This window comes from Rhabdonatronobacter sediminivivens, from assembly GCF_013415485.1.
GTDB lineage: Bacteria > Pseudomonadota > Alphaproteobacteria > Rhodobacterales > Rhodobacteraceae > Rhabdonatronobacter > Rhabdonatronobacter sediminivivens.
In genome coordinates, this window is the sequence record NZ_JACBXS010000013.1 from 56,597 (window position 1) to 74,994 (window position 18,398).

An 18,398-nucleotide genomic window follows, 5' to 3' on the forward strand; every position below is an offset into this window, starting at 1 on the left:
CGCGGACGCATTCTGATCAGCGCATCTCTTCGACCGGAGTGACGCCAAGGATAGCAAGCCCGGCCGAAATCACAACGGCTGTGGCGCGGGTCAGGGCGATTTTGGCCTGTGATGTGGCGAAATCGTCCTCCTGCACGAACCGCAAGGCGGGATCATCATTGCCGCGGTTCCACAAGCCGTGGAATTCCGCCGCCAGTTCCGACAGATAGCCGGCCACCCGGTGGGGCTCATGGGCCTGCGCGGCGGTTTCCACCAGACGCGGCCATTCGGCCAGCTTGGCGATCAGCGCCAGTTCCGCCGGATGGTCCAGCGCGCCCAGATCCGCCGCGGCCAGGGCCGCATCATCCACGGCGATCCCGGCGGCTTCGGCCTTGCGCAGGACCGAATGCACCCGGGCATGAGCGTATTGCACATACCAGACGGGGTTGTCGCGAGATTGCTCCAGAACCCGCGCGAAATCGAAATCCAGCGCCACATCATTCTTGCGCGTCAACATGACAAAGCGGGTCACATCCGGGCCCACCATCTCGACCACATCGCGCAGGGTGACGAAGGTGCCCGCGCGCTTGGACATCTTGAACGGCTCGCCATCCTTGTAGAGCTTCACCAGCTGGATCAGCTTGATCTCCAGCGGCACGCGGGCATTGGACAGCGCCGCAACCGCCGCCTTCATCCGCTTGACATAGCCGCCATGATCGGCGCCGAAAATGTCGATCAACTGATCGAAGCCGCGTTCGATCTTGTCATGGTGATAGGCAATATCGGGGGCGAAATAGGTCCAGCCGCCATCGGATTTGCGGATCGGGCGGTCCACATCATCGCCATGCGCGGTGGAGCGGAACAGCGTCTGCTCGCGCGGCTCCCAATCCTCGGGCGTCTTGCCCTTCGGCGGCTCCAGCACGCCGTCATAGATCAGGCCCTGCGCGGCCAGCCGGTCAATGGCGGATTCGATCCGCCCCGTGCCGTAAAGCGCCTTTTCGCTGGAATAGACATCCATGCGCACGCCAAGGGCGGCCAGATCGGCGCGGATCATCTCCATCATCCGCGCAGTGGCGAAATCGCGGATCACCTCCAGCCAGACGGATTCGGGCTGGTCGAGGAAGCGGTCGCCGAACTCGGCCTTCAGCGCCTCACCCACGGCGATCAGATATTCGCCGGGATACAGCCCCTCGGCAATCTCGGGCGACAGGCCATGCGCTTCGCGGTAGCGCTCATAGGCCGAGCGTGCGAGCACATCCACCTGCGCGCCGCCATCGTTGATGTAATATTCGCGGGTGACATCATAGCCCGCAAAATCCAGCAGGTTGGACAGCGCATCTCCCACCACGGCGCCGCGGGTATGGCCCACATGCATGGGCCCGGTTGGGTTGGCGCTGACGAATTCCACATTCACCTTCACGCCCGCGCCAAGGGTCGATCGGCCATACTCCGCACCGGCCTCCAGCACGGCGCGCACCAACCCCTGCCAGACGCCGGGCGCCAGACGCATGTTCAGAAACCCCGGCCCGGCAACCTCGGCGCTGGCGATGCGCGAGTCCTCGCACAGGCGCAGGGCCAGCGCCTCGGCGATCTCGCGCGGTTTGCGGGCAGCGGGGCGCGCCAGCACCATGGCGGCATTGGTGGCCATGTCGCCATGGGCGGTATCGCGCGGGGGCTCCACGGTCACGGCGGCCAGATCCAGCCCCGCAGGCAGATCCCCCGCCGCCATCATCGCCTCCAGGCTGCCCGTGACCAGCGCGCGAATTTCCGAAAACAGGTTCATCTTATCCATCCCATCCATGCGCCCCTGCCCTACGGCGCCGGGCAAACCGGGTCAAGCCAGCGCGCACGCGCCCGCCACAGGCCCCGCCGGGCCGCCCGCGGCCCGGCAGCGCCCGGCGCGGGAGGGTGGGTGGGTGGGACCGCGCCGGGCGCTTCCGGCGCCGGCCAGTCAGACCATCATTTCCTTGGTGGCGGTCAGGCTGACATCGGGCCAGTCCCGCGCCACCCGGTCAATGTCCCATTGCAGCCGGGTCAGGAACACCACATCCCCATCGCTGTCATGGGCGATATGCTGGCGGTTCGCGGCGGCGAATTTCTCCACCGCCTCCTTCCCCCCCGACACCCAGCGGGCCGAGGTGAACTGCGTCGGCTCAAAGCGAACCGGCAGTCCGTATTCCAGCTCGATCCGGCTGGCCAGAACCTCGAACTGCAACTGCCCCACCACGCCCACGATGAAGCCGGACCCAAAGGCCGGCTTGAACACCTTGGCCGCGCCTTCCTCGGCAAATTGCGTCAGCGCCTTGTCCAGATGCTTGGCCTTCATCGGATCGCCCGCCCGGCAGGCCTGCAACAATTCCGGCGCAAAAGACGGAATCCCGGTGAATCGCAGCGCCTCGCCCTCGGTCAGCGCGTCACCGATACGCAACTGGCCGTGGTTGGGGATACCGATGATATCGCCCGCCCAGGCTTCCTCGGCCAGTTCACGGTCGGCGGCCAGGAACAGCACCGGATTGGTCACCGCCATCTGCTTCTTCGCCCGCACATGGGTCAGCTTCATCCCGCGCATAAAATGCCCCGAGGCAAGGCGAACGAACGCCACCCGGTCGCGGTGCTTGGGGTCCATGTTGGCCTGCACCTTGAACACGAAGCCCGCAACCTTCTCCTCCTCGGGCGCCACCACACGCTCAGCGCGCTGGGGCTGGGGTTCGGGGCCATAGGCGGCGATGCCCTCCATCAGTTCCTTCACACCAAAGGAATTGATCGCGCTGCCGAACCAGATCGGACTCAGATGCCCCTCCTGCACGGATTTCACATCCAGCGGCGGCAGCAGCTCGCGCGCCATCTCCACGTCCTCACGCAACTGCGCCAGCAGATGCGCGGGAATGTGCTCGGCCATCTTGGGGTCGTCCAACCCCTCCAGCACCACCGTCTCGGCCACCCGGTTGCGGTCGGCGCGGTCCATCAGCTCCAGCCGGTTGCGCAGCAGGTCATAGCAGCCGATGAACTCCGCCCCCTGCCCGATCGGCCAGCTTGCGGGCGTCACATCGATGGCCAGGTTCTCCTGAATCTCGTCGATGATGTCGAAGGTCTCGCGGCTTTCGCGGTCCATCTTGTTGCAGAAGGTCAGGATCGGCAGATCGCGCAGGCGGCAGACCTCGAACAGCTTGCGGGTCTGGGATTCCACGCCCTTCGCCCCGTCGATCACCATGATCGCCGCATCCACCGCCGTCAGCGTGCGATAGGTGTCCTCGGAGAAATCGCTGTGCCCGGGCGTGTCCACCAGATTGAACCGGTAGCGCCCGAAATCGAAGGACATGGCCGAGGCCGAGACCGAAATCCCGCGGTCCTTCTCCATCTGCATGAAATCCGAGCGCGTGCGCCGCGCCTCGCCCTTGGCGCGCACCTGCCCCGCCATCTGGATCGCACCGCCGAACAGCAGGAATTTCTCGGTCAGCGTGGTCTTGCCCGCATCCGGGTGCGAGATGATGGCGAATGTGCGCCGCCGGGCGATCTCGGGCGGCAATTCGGGGCGGTTTGAAAGGGCGTCCTGCATGGCGCGCGTATAGGCGAGCGCGCAGACCGGGACAAGACGCAGAAATCATGCATATCGCCGGCGCAGCGAAAGCAGACACCGGCGCGAATCACCACTTTTCATGCTATCGTCACAGCTGTTTTATCAAAATGGAGTTCAAAAATGACCGCTTTACGCTGTTCCGTTTCCGCCCTCGCCCTTGTTCTGGCCAGCACCGCCGCTTCGGCGCAGGACGCCCCCCCGGGCGCTGCCGCCAGCGATTGCGACATCAACGCATTTACGCCCATCATCTCGGAACGCACCGGCGAGGTCCTGTACTGGATCAACCCCACCTGCACGGCCGGCACCGGCGGGTCAGGCACCGAGCCGCAACCACCGGCTGCCCCGGCGCCCGCGCAAGCCCCCCCAGCCCCCGAACCGCCAGCCCCCGCACCACCAGCCCCACCACCACCGGACAATGATGCGCCACCAGAAGATGACAATGGCGGGAATGGGTATGATGTGGTCTGAAACCCGTCGCCGCCGCGCAGGCATGGGTGCCGGGAACAGGGGCCGCTGAGCGTGCCCGGTCTGCAAGGGTGACGGCACCCCATACAGCCCGCGTCCTGCTGTGCTGCGAAGCCGGCAGCGGGCGTGGACATGTCACCACCCTGGCTGCGGTGGCGCGCGCGCTGGCGCCGGACTATCGCAGCCAGGCGGTTCTGGCGCGGCTGGACCATGCCGATGTCCTGGCACCGCTTTGCGACCGGGTGGATCCAGGCCTGCATCTTCGGCGCCTCAAGCGGGCTCCGGTTCCACGCACCCTCAGCGCCGCCAGCTGGCTGCAGATCCGCGGCTTCGGCGATCCGGATACGCTGCGTGCGCGCTTCGAATGGTGCTGCGCCGCCCTGCAAGCGATCCGCCCGGCGCTGGTGGTAGGCGATTACGCACCCACCATGCTGATGGCAGCCCGCACCATGGGCATTACCTGCGTGGCGACAGGCGCCGCTTTCGGCCTTCCACCCGCCACGCTGGACCATCTGCCGGAACTTCTGACGCCGCAGGACGCGGCCGCCCATGGCACCGCCCTGCCCGATGATGCCCCGCCCGTAGACGAGGCCGCCCTGTGCAGTACCATCAACCACACACTTGCGCCGCTGGGCCTACCTCCGCTGCACCGCCTGGCCCAGGTCCATGACTGCACCATGGCGCTGCCACGCGGGGTAAGCCTTTGGGACCCCTATGCCGCATGGCGGGACCGCCCGCTGCTGTTGCCGCTGGACCGCCTGCCCCCGCTGGCCGATGGCGCGCAGGGCACCGTTTTCATCTATCTGTCCGGCGCCGATCTGCGCGAAGAAGCGATCCGCACCGCCCTGACCCGCCTGCCCTTTGCCGCATGTCTGGTGGCGCCGGGCCTGAGCGCCGAGGCTGCAGCCCAGCTTTCCGCCAACCCGCTGCTGACCATCTCTCCCACGCCGCTGCCCCCGGACCGGATCGCCGCGCAAAGCCGCGCGGTGCTTTGCGCCGGGCAGGCGGGCACGCTGGCGCTGGCGGTTCTGGCGGGGCTGCCGGTGCTTGCCCTGCCGATGCAGCATGAACAGCTCTCGAATGCCCTGCGCGCCGCCGCACAGCTTTCCGCCTGCCGCGTGCTGCCCCGCACCGCACGCAGCCCCGATGCGATCATCGACACCCTCGCCGCGCTGCTGGCCCGGCCTGCATCTGCAAAAACCGCCCGGCAGGATGCCCTTCGCCTGCGCTCTGCCTATGCCGAAACCGCCATCGAAAGCTACCGGCGCCTGCTGCGACCCCTGGCCGGGCGCGCAGGCAACGCCCCTCTTCCCCCGCCCGGCGATGCAGGCTAGAAGACCGCCATGTTGAAAACCCGCATCATCCCCTGCCTGGACGTTGCCGATGGCCGCGTGGTCAAGGGCGTCAATTTCGTGGACCTGCGCGACGCCGGCGACCCGGTCGAGGCCGCCCGCGCCTATGACGCCGCCGGCGCCGATGAACTGTGCTTTCTGGACATCCACGCCACCCATGAAAACCGCGGCGTGATGCTGGATCTGGTCACCCGCACCGCCGAACAGTGCTTCATGCCGCTGACCGTCGGCGGCGGCGTGCGCTCGGCCGAGGATGTGCGCGCCCTGCTGCTGGCCGGTGCCGACAAGGTCAGTTTCAACTCCGCCGCCGTGGCCGACCCCGATGTTGTCGCCCGCGCCGCCGACCGCTTCGGCAGCCAGTGCATCGTGGTCGCCATTGACGCCAAGACCGTCAGCCCCGGCAAATGGGAAATCTTCACCCATGGCGGGCGGCGGCCCACCGGCGTCGATGCGCTGGACTTCGCCCGCACCGTGGCCGCCAAGGGCGCCGGAGAGATCCTGCTTACCTCGATGGACCGTGACGGCACCCGCGCGGGCTTCAACCTGCCGCTCACCCGCGCCATCGTCGATGCCGTGGGCATACCGGTGATTGCCAGCGGCGGTGTGGGCACGCTCGATCATCTGGTCGAAGGCGTGACGGAAGGCGGCGCCTCGGCGGTGCTGGCCGCATCGATCTTCCATTTCGGCGACCACACGATCGGCGAGGCCAAGGCCCATATGGCCGCCGCCGGCATCCCGGTGCGCCTGGCATGACCCCGCCGGAAAGCCCGCTTGCCCGCCTGGCCGCCACCATCGCCGCGCGCAAGGGCGCCGACCCTGACAGCAGCTGGACCGCACGCCTGCTGGCCAAGGGCCCCGAAAAATGCGCCGAGAAATTCGGCGAAGAGGCCATCGAAGCCGTGATCGAAGCCGTGCGCGGCGACCGCGCCCGGCTGACCGCCGAAGCCGCCGATGTGCTCTATCACCTGCTGGTCATGTGCACCGCCCGCGGCATTTCGCTGGCCGATATCGAGGCCGAACTGGCCCGCCGCGAAGGGCAATCGGGCCTGGCCGAAAAAGCCGCGCGCAAGGGCTGAAGCCCGCCCCCGCCCGGGCTTCATCTTGCCGAAAAATTCTCCGGGGGGACGGCCCGGTGCCAGCAGGGACAGGGGCGGGCAGCCCCCCATGCCGCGCCCGCCACACATCCTGACGATGAACAGTTGAAAGCCGCGCCAAACCGCGCTAACGAAACCCCGGATGCGGGTGTGGCGGAATGGTAGACGCAGGGCACTCAAAATGCTCCGCCGCAAGGCGTGGGAGTTCGACTCTCCCCACCCGCACCAAGGCTCACATCACTCCTTGCCGTCCATCTTCTTGCGCAATCCGGCCAGTGCCGCAAAGGGGCGCAGATCGGCATCCTGCAGCGGCACCTGCCCATCCGGGGCGGCGCGCAGGGCGCCGTCCTCGCCCAGCGCGGCCCCTTCGGCGCGGGGAAAGGGCGGCAGCGCCAGGGTCAGCGCCTCGATCGCCACGGCGCCCACATCGATCACCGCTCCCAGCGCCTCGGCATCCTCATCCTCCGGGGTTTCGATGTCATCGCCCTCGGGTTCGACGAAATCGGCCAGGAAACGGCGCTCCACGCGCTCATCGATCCGCGCAGGAACGGGGGCCAGGCTGACCACGCAGTCCTGCACCACCGTTGCGCCCAGATCGGCCACCAGTTCCCAATCCTTGCGCCCAAGGGGCCGCAGCTCTCCGGCGAAGCGCAGCTTGCGCAGCTTCTGCAGTCCCAGCGCCGCGGCGATCTTCTGGCGGGTGCTGGCATCGGGGACCAGTTCGAACCGCAGATGCGCGCGGGACGCCAGATCATTGCGGCGCAGCACCAGCGTCAGATCGCTGCGGGCGGCGGGTGACTTGGGATCATCGGTCACGGCAGGCTTCCCCATCTTGGTTTGCACGGGACGGACGGCAGCTTCCCGTCAGCGTTCCATTCTTGAACAGTCGGCATGGCTTATGTAAGCCTTGCGGCAGGGTTGCGCAAAGGGCGTATCTTCAGGGCGGGTCCAATCGAGCGGATGCCGCACCATCGCGTGCAGGCCGCACCATCAAGGCATGAGGGGCACCATGACGAAGCTGACGCATCTGACGCGGGGCAGGGTTTTTCCGATCCTGGCGCTGGTCCTGATCATGGGATGCGCGCCGCAGCCCAGTTTCCACGGCTTTGTCCCCAGCGAAGCGGCCCTGGCCGAGGTTGAGGTTGGCCGCGACACCCGCGACACCGTTGCCGAGAAGCTGGGCCGCCCCGGCGCTGCCGGATTGATGGAGGGTGCGGGCTGGTATTACGTCCAGAGCGACTGGGTCCGCCGCGGCTGGAGCGCCCCGGTTGAGATCGACCGCCAGGTGGTGGCGATCAGCTTCGACAGCGCCGACCGGGTCAGCAATATCGAACGCTTCGGGATCGATGATGGCCAGGTCGTCGCCCTGTCACGGCGTGTCACCGACACCGGCCCCACCGGCGGCAGCCTGCTGCGGCGCCTGTTCGGAAATCTGGGCCGGTTCGCACCCGGCCTGATCGATGGGGGCTGATCGACAGGGGCTGATCGCCCGGGCGCGGACAAAACGGCGCGCCCGGGACAGCATGCGCCCGATGCGGCGCGGGCCTCAGACCTTTTCGATATCCTGTGCGATCAGCTTGCCGACCTTGTCCAGCGGGTGATGGATCAGGTCCTTGTCGATCTCGGCCAGGATCACGGCGCGGGTGGCGTCCGACACGCCATCGCGCAGCCCAGACAGCGTCTGCGGCGGCGCCACGATCACCAGCCGCTCTATCCCCTTTTTTGCAACCATGCCATTGAGCGTTTCGGCCACAGACTGAGCAAAACGGTCCCGGGCGATACGGTCATGGTCGGTCAGTTCCATGGCCGAAAGCTGCTGACGCCCGGTATCCTGCATGCGCCCCGGCTTGTCGGCCAGTTCCATGTCAGCACCCGCGCTTTCCAGCTTGCGCCGAAGCGCCAGACGGGGCTTGTCCGGAGTGCCCTCGTTTTCCAGAAAAAGAGCGCGTTCGCCATCGGCCACCAGGGCCCAGACACCTTTTGCCAGCAATGCCATGAATGATCCTCCTGTTGCGCGCCATCCAGGCGCATGGGCGGGATGTGGGGCCTGGGGGGCCTTGTCGCAACCCCGGGCCATCCCCTCACCCGGATCAACCCGCGCTGGCCGCGGCGGTTCCAGACTGCTCCGGCATCAGTGCAACGCCGCCAGGACCTCGGCCCGCTGCGCTTCGATGGCGGCTGTGATCTCGGCGCGGAAGTCGGCGCGGTTGAGGTTCTCCTCCAACGCGAGCATCCCCTTGTCGGCCGCCACCCCCAGAACCACGCCGACGACCGGCAGCGCCGCCAGCAGCGCCCGCGCGGCCAGCCGCAACACCCCCTGCGCGGCCAGCCGCTGCACGACGCGCGCTGCGATCACGGCCCCCAGCCCGCCCATGATGGCCGAAGCCCCCACCCGCGTCTCCACGCTTGATGAGAGGCCGATGCTGCGCAGCTCTGGCAGAGGATCAAAGGCGGGGAAAGCGGCTTTGACGTCCAGCCGCCCGGGGTCGATGTCATCGAGCGGGTTGGCCAGAAGGGCCGCCTCGCGCAGCGCTTGCGCCGCGCGCGCCTCTGCCAGCCCCTCGGCACGCAGGTCTTGCAGCAAAGGGCCCAGATGCGCGTCTGTCCGCAGGGTATCGGTCAGCCGGGTGGTGAGATACCGATCGATCGCGCCCTCCGCATCGCCCTGGGCCGCGCCTGTAACCGCAACCCACAGCCGCGCATAATCCGCCGGCAGGGAATAATACCAGTCCAGAAACGGATCGACCTGATCCAGCATCGCATCGAACCCGGCATCGGCCTGCAGGCGCAATTCGCGCATCGTGGCGTCATCCAGCGCGATCAGCCGGGCGCGGCCATCGGCGATGCGGTCGCGGGTGCCAGCGGGGTGGAGCTGGGCGCCGATCCACTCGGCGGCGATTTGCGCTTGCGCGGCGGGGCGGGCTTCGGGGGCGGTGGCCGACAGGCTGCGTTCGGCACTCACTACCGCAACCCAGCCCAGCAGCGCCAACACCGCCAACGCCAGCAACGCACCCGGTGCACCCAGACGCAATGCAACGGCAGCGTCCGAGGCCCCCCCGCCGCCCGCGCCACATCCGCCCCGCGCATCAGGGCCGCCACAGTCAGCGCGGCCACCGCCCAGCCGCTGGCGCCAAACAGGAGTATCTGCAGCACCCATCCCGCCCAGGACGGGATCAGCGCCGCGATCTCCAGGCGCAACCACGCCTCGGCCCCCAGCCACTGGGCGTTAAGCGCCAGCCCCTCGCCGATCACCGCCGTGGCGGCCGGCGGCCGCTCCCACACCGGTGGCGCCCCCGCCGACGAGGCCACAACCATGACCACCGCCCCCACCAGCAGCGCCAGGCGGCGCGTTCCAGCGTCACGGTGCACAGGCGCATAGAAACGCCCCGACAGCCCGGCGCCATGGCGCAGGACAACCACCGCCACCCCGGCCACAAACCCACAGACCAGCCAGAACGCCGCACCGGACCCGGCCAGCCGCACCAGCAGCACCGCAACCGCCATCAGACCCACCAGCCCGTGCCAGGTGATGCGCAAGAATGCCCCCCGCCGCAGCCAGTGCAGCAGCGATCCCGGCGTATAGACCCGCAGCCGGTGCCCGCGCCGGATCGCGGCATTCGCCGCCCCGGGCAGCGCCGCCACCAGCCCCAGCGCCAGCCAGACCGGCACCAGCACGGCCATGGGCACATAAGGAAGGGCGGCCGCCACAGTGGCGACCGCCCCGATCAGAACCGCAAGACGCCCCGGCGCCGACTGCAGGACAGGCGGCCACGCGTGCCGCGCGCCTGCCTCGGCCCTCAAGGCGCCGGACTGCATCACATCCGCGATGCGACGTTTTCCCAGTTCACCAGCTTCTCCAGGAAGTTGGACAGGTAAGCCGGGCGCTTGTTGCGGAAGTCGATGTAATAGCTGTGCTCCCACACGTCACAGCCCAGCAGCGCGGTCTGGCCGAAGCACAGCGGATTCACGCCGTTTTCGGTCTTGGTGACCTTCAGCCCGCCGTCTGCATCCTTGACCAGCCAGCACCAGCCCGAACCGAACTGCCCGGCACCCGCGGCGGCAAAGTCCTCCTTGAACTTGTCGACCGAGCCGAAGCTTTCGACCAGCGCCTTTTCCAGCTCACCGGGCATCTTCTTGTCGCCCGGGCCCATCATCTCCCAGAACTGGACATGGTTCCAGTGCTGCGAAGCGTTGTTGAAGATGCCCGATTGCGCCACCGCACCGGACTGGTAGGTGCCGGTGATGATGTCCTCCACGCTCTTGCCTTCCCATTCGGTCCCGGCGATCAGCTTGTTGCCGTTGTCGACATAGGCCTTGTGGTGGATGTCATGGTGGAATTCCATGGTCTCGCGGCTCATCCCCAGGCTTTCCAGCGCATCGTGGGCATAGGGCAGGTCAGGAAGTTCGAATGCCATTGGCAACCTCGCTCTCGTTAGAGTGACTGTGTTCACGTAACGGAATAAGAGCCTTCGCGTTCCAAAGGTCAAGTGCCGTGGCACAGCGCCTGCGGCAGCGCCGGGGCGCCGGGGCGGGCGCCCGGGCTCAGTTCTGGCGCGTCCAGACCTGCTCGCGGCAGATGCCCAGGATGCAGCCGGACACGCCCAGTTCGCTGCCCCGCAGCTCCATCCGCGAGGCATAGGTGCGGTCCCGGTCCGGCGCCCAGACACGGCCATTGCGATAGGCGCCACCCCCGGCCGGTTCCATGTCCCAGACGATGGCCCGGCCGATATTTTCGGACTCCATCTGCCGCCCGTTCCCATCAAAAGCCGCCACCAGACCGCCGCAGATCTTGCCGTTGGAACAGGTCTGCATGCGCACATGGCCGAAATTGCCGTTGTCATCGGGCTGGGTCTTCCACAGGCCGTGCACCGGGTCGGCGACCACCGGGGCCGCCATTGCCAGAAGTGCCACGGTGGCAAACGCTGTCAGTTTTCGCATGTCTTCGCTCCTCCCTCTGACCGTTCCTCCCCGAACGGCAGCGACAGGATGCCCTGCACGCGCGGCCCGGGGCAATCTTGACCTTGCGACAGCATGGCCCGCGATTTCCCGCCGATCAGGGTTTCCCCGTCTTGCGTCAGAGGCTATGAGCGCGGCCAAAGCACCTCGAAAGGACCGCGGCATGATCCTCTACCCTGCCATCGACCTCAAGGACGGCCAGTGCGTGCGGCTTTACAAGGGCGCCATGGAGCAGGCGACGGTATTCAACGATGACCCCGCCGCCCAGGCGCGCGCCTTTGTCGATGCCGGCGCCGAATGGCTGCATCTGGTGGATCTCAACGGCGCCTTTGCGGGCGCGCCAGTCAATGCCGCCGCGGTCGAGGCGATCCTGGCGGCGGTCGATGTGCCCTGCCAGCTTGGCGGCGGCATCCGCGATCTGGCCACGATCGAGGCCTGGCTGGACAAGGGCCTGCGCCGGGTCATCCTGGGCACCGTGGCAGTCGAAGACCCTGACCTGGTGGCAGAAGCCGCCCGCGCCTTTCCCGGCCGCGTGGCGGTGGGGATCGACGCGCGCGCGGGCCGCGTGGCCACCCGCGGCTGGGCGACCGAGACCGAGGTCAACGCCACCGAGCTTGCCCAGCGGTTCGAGGATGCGGGCGTCGCGGCCATCATCTACACCGATATCGACCGCGATGGCGCCATGGGCGGGCCGAATGTGGCGGCCACGGCGGCGCTGGCGCGGGCCACGCGGCTGCCGGTCATTGCCTCGGGCGGGGTGTCCTCGCTCGATGATCTGGTGGCGCTGCGCGATTGCGGCGTGGCGCTGGATGGCGCGATCTCGGGGCGGGCGCTTTATGACGGCAAGCTGGACCTGGCGCAGGCGATGGCCACCCTGCGCGCCGCCTGAGTGGGGGCGGCAGATCGGCCTTCCCCTTGCGCCGGGGCGGGATATGTTTCATTCAGGGCGCGATAGCGCAGCACTGCGGACAGGACATATGGCGGACGGGAACATGGCAGCGACAGGGAAACCGACCGAAGAGATCTCGGTGAGGGATGTGTTCGGGATCGACAGCGACATGGTGGTCAAGGGGTTCGAGGAGCGCTCGGACCGCGTGCCCGCCATCGACCCCACCTACAAGTTCGACCCTGATACCACGCTCGCCATCCTGGCCGGGTTCCAGTACAACCGCCGGGTGATGATCCAGGGCTATCACGGCACCGGGAAATCCACCCATATCGAACAGGTGGCCGCGCGGCTGAACTGGCCTGCGGTGCGCGTGAACCTGGACAGCCATATCAGCCGGATCGATCTGATCGGCAAGGATGCCATCAAGCTGCGCGACGGCAAGCAGGTGACCGAGTTTCAGGAGGGTATCCTGCCCTGGGCGCTGCGCAACCCGGTGGCCATCGTCTTCGACGAATATGACGCGGGCCGGGCGGATGTGATGTTCGTCATCCAGCGCGTGCTGGAGCATGACGGCAAGCTGACGCTTCTGGACCAGAACGAGGTCATTACCCCCCACCCCGGCTTCCGCCTGTTCGCCACCGCCAACACCGTGGGCCTGGGCGATACCACGGGGCTTTATCACGGGGTGCAGCAGATCAACCAGGCGCAGATGGACCGCTGGTCGCTGGTGGCGACGCTGAACTACCTGTCCCATGATGCCGAAACGGCCATCGTGCTGGCCAAGAACCCGGCCTATAACACCGCCAGGGGCCGCAAGGAGATCAGCCAGATGGTGATGGTCGCCGACATGACCCGCACCGCCTTCATCAACGGCGATCTGTCCACCGTCATGTCCCCGCGCACGGTCATCAACTGGGCCGAAAACGCCCGCATCTTCCGCTCCATCGGCTATGCCTTCCGGCTGTCCTTCCTGAACAAATGCGATGAGCTGGAGCGCAAGACCGTGGCCGAGTTCTACCAGCGCTGCTTTGACGAGGAACTCCCCGAATCGGCCGTCAGCATGGCCCTGGGCTGAACGCAGGTCACAAAGCTTTCAAAGGGGTCCGGCCAGGAAAATGGCCCGGGCCCCTTTTTCGTGGTCCGGGCCTTTTCCCTGGCCGGGGCCTTCACCTGGTCAGGGGCGGGGCCTCTGGCCTTCGCGGCGCGGCTCGGCTATCGACCGGGGACAACGTCACAGGGGTGCCTCGCATGTCCAAGCCAATCGTCCGCCTGCGCCCAAAGGTTGACCCCCGCCCCATCCGGCATGGGTTTCCCTGGGTCTATGCCGACCAGCTTGTCACCGACCGACGCACCCGCGCGCTGGACCCCGGCGCCCTGGCGGTGCTGGAAGATGCCGAGCGCAGGCCCCTGGCGCTGGTCACGGTGAACCCCAACTCCAAGATCATCGCCCGCGTGCTGGACCATGACCCCGGCGCGGATCTGACCCCCGCCTGGCTGGAAACCCGGCTGACCCATGCGCTGGCCCTGCGCGGGCGGCTGTTTGACGCCCCCTTCTACCGCCTGGTCCATGCCGAAGCCGACGGCCTGCCCGGCGTGGTGATCGACCGTTTCGGAGATCTGGCGGTGATCCAGCCCAATGCGGCCTGGGCGGCGGCGCATCTGGACATGCTGGTGGATGCGCTGGTCGCCGTCACCGGGGTTGCGCGGGTGGTCTGCAATGGCACCGGGCGGGCGCGTGCCCTCGAAGGCCTGCCCGAGGAAATGACGGTCCTGCGCGGCAGCGTCGATGCGCCGGTCGAAGTTCCGATGAACCGCGCCACCTATCTGGCCGATGTCATGGGCGGGCAGAAAACCGGGCTCTTCTATGACCAGCGGCCCAATCATGCCTTTGCCGCCGGGCTGGTGCGGGGCGGCGGGCAGATGCTCGATGTCTTCAGCCATGTGGGCGGCTTTGCCCTCGCCGCGCTGGCCGGCGGCGCCGACAGGGCACTCGCCGTCGACAGTTCCGCCCCGGCGCTGGCGTTGGCGGCGCAGGGCGCGGCGCTTTCAGGCCATGGCACGCGGCTGGACACCCGCAAGGGCGATGCCTTTGCAACCATGGAGGCCCTGGCCACCGAAGGCGCCCGCTTCGAACTGGTGGTCTGCGACCCCCCCGCCTTTGCCCCCCATCGCGGTGCGCTGGATGCAGGCCTGCGCGCCTATGAGCGCGTGGCCCGGCTGGCCGCGCCACTGGTCGCACCGGGCGGGTTTCTGGTGCTCTGCTCCTGCTCGCACGCCGCCGATCTGGCGGCCTTTCGCAGCGCCTGCACGCGCGGGATCGGCCGCGCCAGACGCATGGGGCAGATCCTGCACACCGGCTTTGCCGGGCCGGATCACCCGCAACTGCCGCAACTGGCCGAAAGCGGGTATCTGAAGGCCCTGTTCTGGCGGCTGGACGGATGAGCCACCCCGCACCGCCCGTGGTCCTGCTGGATGCCTGCGTGCTGTTTCCCAGCGTTCTGCGGGAAATCCTGATGGACGTGGCCGGGAACGGCGGGTTCACCCCGCTCTGGTCGGCGCGCATCCTGGCCGAATGGCAGCTGGCCGCGGCGCGGGCGGGTGACGACGCGGCGGCAGTGGCGCAGGGGAAGATCGCCCGCCTGCGCGCCGCATGGCCGGGGGCCGAAGTTGCTGCCGACCCGGAACTCGAATCCCGCCTCGATCTCCCTGACCGCGGTGATCGCCACGTGCTTGCCGCCGCCATCACCGGTGGCGCAGACCGGATTGTCACCCTCAACCTGCGCGATTTCCCCCGGCGCGCACTTGCCGCCGAAAGCCTCCGGGCGCAGTCCCCGGACGATCTGCTGATGGAGCTGTGGCTGGCCCACCCCGGCATGGTCGAAACCGCTGTCGCCCGCAGCATCCAGACCACCGAGGCCGCCTCGGGCCGCGCCCAACCCCTCCGTCCGCTCCTCAAACGGGCCAGACTGCCCCGCCTGGGCAAGGCCTTGGCGCAGGACAGTCCCTCCTGAGCCGCCCGGGCCGACAGGCCCGGGCGCCCGGCCCAACGGGATGACCCGCGCGTCAGCGTGGGGAAGACGGGCGGGAGAGCCCCCTCACCCCTCTTCGCGCTCCAGCCCCACAAGCGCCGCAGCAAAATCGGCCGGATCAAAGGGTTGCAGGTCGTCGATCTGCTCGCCCACGCCAATGGCATGGATCGGCAGGCCAAAGCGGTCGGCCAGGGCCACCAGCACACCGCCGCGGGCAGTCCCGTCCAGCTTGGTCATCACCAACCCGCTCACATCCGCCATTTTGCGGAATACCTCGACCTGGTTCAGCGCGTTCTGGCCCGTGGTCGCATCCAGCACCAGCAACGTGTTGTGCGGCGCATCCGGGTCGATCTTGCGCAGCACCCGCAGGATCTTGGACAGCTCTGCCATCAGATCCTCACGGTTCTGCAGCCGTCCGGCAGTGTCGATCAGCAACAGATCGGCGCCCTCGGTCCGGGCGCGGGTCAGCGCATCATGCGCCAGGCTGGCCGGATCCGTGCCCTGAGGCGCGGTCATCACCGGCACGCCCGCGCGTTCGCCCCAGACCTGCAGCTGCTCCACCGCCGCGGCGCGAAACGTGTCTCCGGCCGCAATCATCACCGACTTGCCCGCGGCGCGGAATTGGCTGGCCAGCTTGCCGATGGTGGTGGTCTTGCCCGCCCCGTTGACGCCGACCACCAGCACCACCTGCGGGCGGTTGGGATAGATCGGCATCGGCCGGGCCACCGGGTCCAGAATGCGCGTGACCTCATCAGCCAGAAGCTGCTTGATCTCGGGCACCGAAAGCCGCCGCCCGAATCGCCCCTCGGCCATGTTGGCCGTGACGCGCAGCGCTGTTTCCACGCCCATGTCGGCCTGGATCAGCACCTCCTCGAGGCTCTCGAGCATCTCGTCATCCAGCACCCGGCGCGGGGCCTCGGGGGCAGCGCCCCGGCCCAGCAGCCGCCCCAGCATCCCGGGTTTGCGGGGCGCGGGCGCAGGGACCTCCGGTGCGGCGGCTTCCGGTGTGGGCTCGGGAGTGGGTCCGGGCGCTGGCACCGCCGGGCGCGGGGCGGGCGGCGGGGTCGGCTCTGGGGCGGGTGGTGGGGGTTCAGGCGGGCTTGCTGATGCGGGTGGGCTGGGCGCGGGTGGGGCGGGCGCCTCGGGAGCGTCAGCCGAGGGCGCCTCCCCACCTTCGCGCACCAGCGCGTCAAGATCATCCTCCAGCTTCGAGGATGACCGGAACATCCGGTCCTTGAGCTTCCTGAAGAATGACATCCCGGCCTCCGCACTGTCTGCCTGTTCTTGCTACTGCACCGACCCTTCGGATGGAAGGGTCCCCGGCCACCCCACACCGTTGCCTTTGGCCCCGAACTATGGAACCTGCGCCCCAGGCCCGCCATTCATCGCCGGAACCGCAGCCATGACCGAAACGGACGCGGCCCTCGCCAGGGCACTCAAAGACCGCGCCACGGCCGCCGATGCGCCACGCATCCAGCCATTGGACCATGCCGGACGCCGCTACTGGATCAAGCGGCTGGAGGTGCTGCCCCTGCGCTGGCGGCTGCAGAAGGGCAACCCGGCGCGCGGCTTTCGCCGGGAACGTGCCGCATTGCGGACCCTGGCGCAGATGGGTGCGCCGGTGCCCCCGGTCGTCGCCGAAGGGCCGGACTGGTTCGCCCTGCCCGATTGCGGCGAAACGCTGGAGAGCATCCTGACCACCCCCGGCCACGCCGCGCGCCCGCAGTGCTTCGCCGCGGCAGGGACAGCGCTGGCGCGGCTGCACGGGCTGGGCATCGCCCATGGCCGCCCCCACCCCCGCGATCTGTGCTGGGATGGAGATCAGATCTGGTTTCTGGACTTCGAACGCGGCAGCCGCGCCCGCGCCCGGGCACGCCACCGCGCCTTTGACGTCATCCAGTTTGTCCTGGCGCTCTATTCCATGACCCTGGACGATACGCCTGAAGTTGCCGCCTTTTGCACGGCCTATCGCGCTGCCGATACAATGGGGGGATGGGCCGCTGCCGAAACCTGGTGCCGACGGCTGCGCTGGCTGGACCCGCTGACCCGCCCCATCCAGCACCATGAGCGTGACCACAAGCAATACCGCCGATACAAGGAATGGCAGGCCCTGCCGCTCACGCTGGCCCGTTTTGATGCGCTGCGCCGCAACTGAACCGGGGCGCCCTGCGGCGCCCCGGTTCAGTTCGCAATGCGGATCGTTCAGCCCGGGCTCATGCCGCGCAGACGCTCGCCCCGGCGGCGCAGCAGTTCCACCACCGTCAGCAGCGCAACCGAGATCAGCACCAGAATGGTGGCCACGGCCAGAATGGTCGGGCTGATATCCTCGCGGATGCCGGACCACATTTCACGCGGGATCGTGCGCTGTTCCACCCCGGCCACGAACAGCACCACCACGATCTCATCGAAGGAGGTGATGAAGGCGAAGAGCGCCCCAGAGATGATGCCCGGCAGGATCAGCGGCATGGTGATCTTGAAGAAGGTCCGCGTGGGCGAGGCCCCCAGATTTGCCGCCGCCCGGGTAAGCGAATGGTCGAACCCCACCAGCGTCGCCGTTACGGTGATCACCACAAATGGCGTGCCAAGCGCTGCATGGGCCAGGATCACGCCCAGATAGGTCTGCGCCAGGTTGATCGAGGAAAAGAAGAAGAACATCCCCGCCGCCGAGATGATCAGCGGCACGATCATGGGCGAAATCAGAATCCCCATGATCAACCCCTTGGCCGGCATTTCCGAGCGTGACAGCCCCAGCGCGGCCAGGGTGCCCAGCGTCGCGGAAATGATGGTTGCCGCGATGCCGATCAGAAAGGAGTTCTGTATCGAACGCCGCCAACTGGCCGATTCCAGGAAGTCCTGATACCAGCGCAGGCTGAACCCGTCAGGGTTCAGGGTCAGCATTTCGCGCGTGAAGGTGAAGAAGGGCTGCGCGTTGAAGCTGAGCGGGATCATGATCAGGATCGGCGCCAGCAGGAAGAAGAAGATCGCAAAGCAGATCACCCGAAAGGTGTAATGCCAGATCTTGTCCTTGGTGGTGTAATAGGCGGGCATGGACATCTG

At 67.8% G+C, this 18,398-nt stretch carries 20 protein-coding genes and 1 tRNA gene; 11 read left to right on the forward strand and 10 right to left on the reverse strand.

The annotated features are described in order from the left end of the window. Window positions 1-16 precede the first annotated feature (16 nt). On the reverse strand, window positions 17-1,762 hold the full coding sequence (gene argS / locus HUK65_RS08145; RefSeq protein WP_179905710.1) for an arginine--tRNA ligase: 1,746 nt from the start codon (window positions 1,760-1,762) through the stop codon (window positions 17-19). Window positions 1,763-1,930: 168 nt separating this feature from the next. Continuing rightward, the gene (locus tag HUK65_RS08150; RefSeq protein WP_179905662.1) at window positions 1,931-3,535 is read right to left on the reverse strand and encodes a peptide chain release factor 3; all 1,605 of its coding nucleotides are present in this window, start codon (window positions 3,533-3,535) and stop codon (window positions 1,931-1,933) included. 141 nt (window positions 3,536-3,676) lie between these two features. On the opposite strand from HUK65_RS08150, the gene HUK65_RS08155 reads away from it, so the two are divergent. The 5 genes from HUK65_RS08155 to HUK65_RS08175 all read left to right on the forward strand — a co-directional run bounded on the left by HUK65_RS08155 (window position 3,677) and on the right by HUK65_RS08175 (window position 6,695). Further along, window positions 3,677-4,024, forward strand: a complete 348-nt coding sequence (locus tag HUK65_RS08155) for a hypothetical protein (protein ID WP_179905663.1) — start codon at window positions 3,677-3,679, stop codon at window positions 4,022-4,024. A 68-nt stretch (window positions 4,025-4,092) separates the two neighbouring features. Continuing rightward, on the forward strand, window positions 4,093-5,355 hold the full coding sequence (locus HUK65_RS08160; protein ID WP_179905664.1) for a glycosyltransferase: 1,263 nt from the start codon (window positions 4,093-4,095) through the stop codon (window positions 5,353-5,355). Window positions 5,356-5,364: 9 nt separating this feature from the next. Beyond that, a complete protein-coding gene (gene hisF / locus HUK65_RS08165) occupies window positions 5,365-6,126 on the forward strand; it encodes an imidazole glycerol phosphate synthase subunit HisF (protein ID WP_179905665.1) in 762 nt (253 codons plus the stop codon). Then, window positions 6,123-6,449 (forward strand): phosphoribosyl-ATP diphosphatase, encoded by a 327-nt coding sequence (locus HUK65_RS08170; RefSeq protein WP_179905666.1) that lies wholly within the window; start codon window positions 6,123-6,125, stop codon window positions 6,447-6,449. Before hisF ends, HUK65_RS08170 begins: the two co-directional genes overlap by 4 nt. 162 nt (window positions 6,450-6,611) lie before the next feature. Further along, window positions 6,612-6,695, forward strand: a tRNA-Leu gene (locus tag HUK65_RS08175). A 9-nt stretch (window positions 6,696-6,704) separates the two neighbouring features. Here the strand turns inward: HUK65_RS08175 and HUK65_RS08180 are convergent. Next, a complete protein-coding gene (locus HUK65_RS08180; protein ID WP_327787067.1) occupies window positions 6,705-7,283 on the reverse strand; it encodes a YceD family protein in 579 nt (192 codons plus the stop codon). A 193-nt stretch (window positions 7,284-7,476) separates the two neighbouring features. Between HUK65_RS08180 and HUK65_RS08185 the strand changes: the two genes are divergently transcribed. Next, window positions 7,477-7,938, forward strand: coding sequence for an outer membrane protein assembly factor BamE (locus tag HUK65_RS08185; protein WP_235441841.1), 462 nt, complete (start codon window positions 7,477-7,479; stop codon window positions 7,936-7,938). A gap of 75 nt (window positions 7,939-8,013) precedes the next feature. Here HUK65_RS08185 and HUK65_RS08190 read toward each other — a convergent pair whose 3' ends face one another. From HUK65_RS08190 to HUK65_RS08210, 5 genes are all read right to left on the reverse strand, one after another. Continuing rightward, the gene (locus HUK65_RS08190) at window positions 8,014-8,463 is read right to left on the reverse strand and encodes a baeRF12 domain-containing protein (RefSeq protein ID WP_179905668.1); all 450 of its coding nucleotides are present in this window, start codon (window positions 8,461-8,463) and stop codon (window positions 8,014-8,016) included. 135 nt (window positions 8,464-8,598) lie between these two features. Continuing rightward, window positions 8,599-9,429, reverse strand: a complete 831-nt coding sequence (locus HUK65_RS08195; protein WP_179905669.1) for a hypothetical protein — start codon at window positions 9,427-9,429, stop codon at window positions 8,599-8,601. After that, a complete protein-coding gene (locus tag HUK65_RS08200; protein WP_179905670.1) occupies window positions 9,429-10,148 on the reverse strand; it encodes a hypothetical protein in 720 nt (239 codons plus the stop codon). The genes HUK65_RS08195 and HUK65_RS08200 overlap by 1 nt, the downstream gene beginning before the upstream one ends. Before the next feature lie 134 nt (window positions 10,149-10,282). Beyond that, entirely contained in the window at window positions 10,283-10,882 is a 600-nt protein-coding gene (locus tag HUK65_RS08205) for a superoxide dismutase (RefSeq protein ID WP_179905671.1), read from the reverse strand. A 127-nt stretch (window positions 10,883-11,009) separates the two neighbouring features. After that, a complete protein-coding gene (locus tag HUK65_RS08210; protein ID WP_179905672.1) occupies window positions 11,010-11,405 on the reverse strand; it encodes a DUF2147 domain-containing protein in 396 nt (131 codons plus the stop codon). Between the two features lie 181 nt (window positions 11,406-11,586). Here HUK65_RS08210 and hisA point away from each other — a divergent pair, with 181 nt between their 5' ends. The 4 genes from hisA to HUK65_RS08230 all read left to right on the forward strand — a co-directional run bounded on the left by hisA (window position 11,587) and on the right by HUK65_RS08230 (window position 15,323). Next, entirely contained in the window at window positions 11,587-12,312 is a 726-nt protein-coding gene (hisA, locus tag HUK65_RS08215; protein WP_179905673.1) for a 1-(5-phosphoribosyl)-5-[(5-phosphoribosylamino)methylideneamino]imidazole-4-carboxamide isomerase, read from the forward strand. A 103-nt stretch (window positions 12,313-12,415) separates the two neighbouring features. Further along, a complete protein-coding gene (cobS, locus tag HUK65_RS08220; RefSeq protein ID WP_407692423.1) occupies window positions 12,416-13,387 on the forward strand; it encodes a cobaltochelatase subunit CobS in 972 nt (323 codons plus the stop codon). 173 nt (window positions 13,388-13,560) lie between these two features. Next, complete coding sequence (locus HUK65_RS08225; RefSeq protein ID WP_179905675.1) at window positions 13,561-14,754, forward strand: RSP_2647 family RNA methyltransferase; 1,194 nt, start codon at window positions 13,561-13,563, stop codon at window positions 14,752-14,754. Continuing rightward, window positions 14,751-15,323 (forward strand): RSP_2648 family PIN domain-containing protein, encoded by a 573-nt coding sequence (locus HUK65_RS08230; protein WP_179905676.1) that lies wholly within the window; start codon window positions 14,751-14,753, stop codon window positions 15,321-15,323. The genes HUK65_RS08225 and HUK65_RS08230 overlap by 4 nt, the downstream gene beginning before the upstream one ends. Window positions 15,324-15,407: 84 nt before the next feature. Here the strand turns inward: HUK65_RS08230 and ftsY are convergent, their stop codons facing one another. Continuing rightward, entirely contained in the window at window positions 15,408-16,598 is a 1,191-nt protein-coding gene (ftsY, locus tag HUK65_RS08235; protein WP_179905677.1) for a signal recognition particle-docking protein FtsY, read from the reverse strand. Between the two features lie 145 nt (window positions 16,599-16,743). On the opposite strand from ftsY, the gene HUK65_RS08240 reads away from it, so the two are divergent. Beyond that, window positions 16,744-17,496 carry a lipopolysaccharide kinase InaA family protein gene (locus HUK65_RS08240; RefSeq protein ID WP_179905678.1) on the forward strand — a complete coding sequence of 251 codons (753 nt, stop codon included), beginning with the start codon at window positions 16,744-16,746 and terminating at the stop codon, window positions 17,494-17,496. 47 nt (window positions 17,497-17,543) lie between these two features. On the opposite strand, the gene HUK65_RS08245 is transcribed toward HUK65_RS08240, so the two are convergent. Then, a complete protein-coding gene (locus HUK65_RS08245) occupies window positions 17,544-18,395 on the reverse strand; it encodes an ABC transporter permease (protein WP_179905679.1) in 852 nt (283 codons plus the stop codon). Between the last annotated feature and the right edge of the window lie 3 nt (window positions 18,396-18,398).

What these genes read in the sequence shown, in the direction of transcription:
- ftsY (WP_179905677.1), bottom strand. Translation starts at nt 16,598, where the DNA reads ATGTCATTCTTCAGGAAGCTCAAGGACCGGATGTTCCGGTCATCCTCG.
- HUK65_RS08210 (WP_179905672.1), bottom strand. Translation starts at nt 11,405, where the DNA reads ATGCGAAAACTGACAGCGTTTGCCACCGTGGCACTTCTGGCAATGGCG.
- HUK65_RS08230 (WP_179905676.1), top strand. Translation starts at nt 14,751, where the DNA reads ATGAGCCACCCCGCACCGCCCGTGGTCCTGCTGGATGCCTGCGTGCTG.
- HUK65_RS08190 (WP_179905668.1), bottom strand. Translation starts at nt 8,463, where the DNA reads ATGGCATTGCTGGCAAAAGGTGTCTGGGCCCTGGTGGCCGATGGCGAA.
- argS (WP_179905710.1), bottom strand. Translation starts at nt 1,762, where the DNA reads ATGAACCTGTTTTCGGAAATTCGCGCGCTGGTCACGGGCAGCCTGGAG.
- HUK65_RS08155 (WP_179905663.1), top strand. Translation starts at nt 3,677, where the DNA reads ATGACCGCTTTACGCTGTTCCGTTTCCGCCCTCGCCCTTGTTCTGGCC.
- HUK65_RS08205 (WP_179905671.1), bottom strand. Translation starts at nt 10,882, where the DNA reads ATGGCATTCGAACTTCCTGACCTGCCCTATGCCCACGATGCGCTGGAA.
- cobS (WP_407692423.1), top strand. Translation starts at nt 12,416, where the DNA reads ATGGCAGCGACAGGGAAACCGACCGAAGAGATCTCGGTGAGGGATGTG.
- hisF (WP_179905665.1), top strand. Translation starts at nt 5,365, where the DNA reads ATGTTGAAAACCCGCATCATCCCCTGCCTGGACGTTGCCGATGGCCGC.
- HUK65_RS08200 (WP_179905670.1), bottom strand. Translation starts at nt 10,148, where the DNA reads ATGGCCGTGCTGGTGCCGGTCTGGCTGGCGCTGGGGCTGGTGGCGGCG.
- HUK65_RS08150 (WP_179905662.1), bottom strand. Translation starts at nt 3,535, where the DNA reads ATGCAGGACGCCCTTTCAAACCGCCCCGAATTGCCGCCCGAGATCGCC.
- hisA (WP_179905673.1), top strand. Translation starts at nt 11,587, where the DNA reads ATGATCCTCTACCCTGCCATCGACCTCAAGGACGGCCAGTGCGTGCGG.
- HUK65_RS08240 (WP_179905678.1), top strand. Translation starts at nt 16,744, where the DNA reads ATGACCGAAACGGACGCGGCCCTCGCCAGGGCACTCAAAGACCGCGCC.
- HUK65_RS08170 (WP_179905666.1), top strand. Translation starts at nt 6,123, where the DNA reads ATGACCCCGCCGGAAAGCCCGCTTGCCCGCCTGGCCGCCACCATCGCC.
- HUK65_RS08225 (WP_179905675.1), top strand. Translation starts at nt 13,561, where the DNA reads ATGTCCAAGCCAATCGTCCGCCTGCGCCCAAAGGTTGACCCCCGCCCC.
- HUK65_RS08185 (WP_235441841.1), top strand. Translation starts at nt 7,477, where the DNA reads ATGACGAAGCTGACGCATCTGACGCGGGGCAGGGTTTTTCCGATCCTG.
- HUK65_RS08245 (WP_179905679.1), bottom strand. Translation starts at nt 18,395, where the DNA reads ATGTCCATGCCCGCCTATTACACCACCAAGGACAAGATCTGGCATTAC.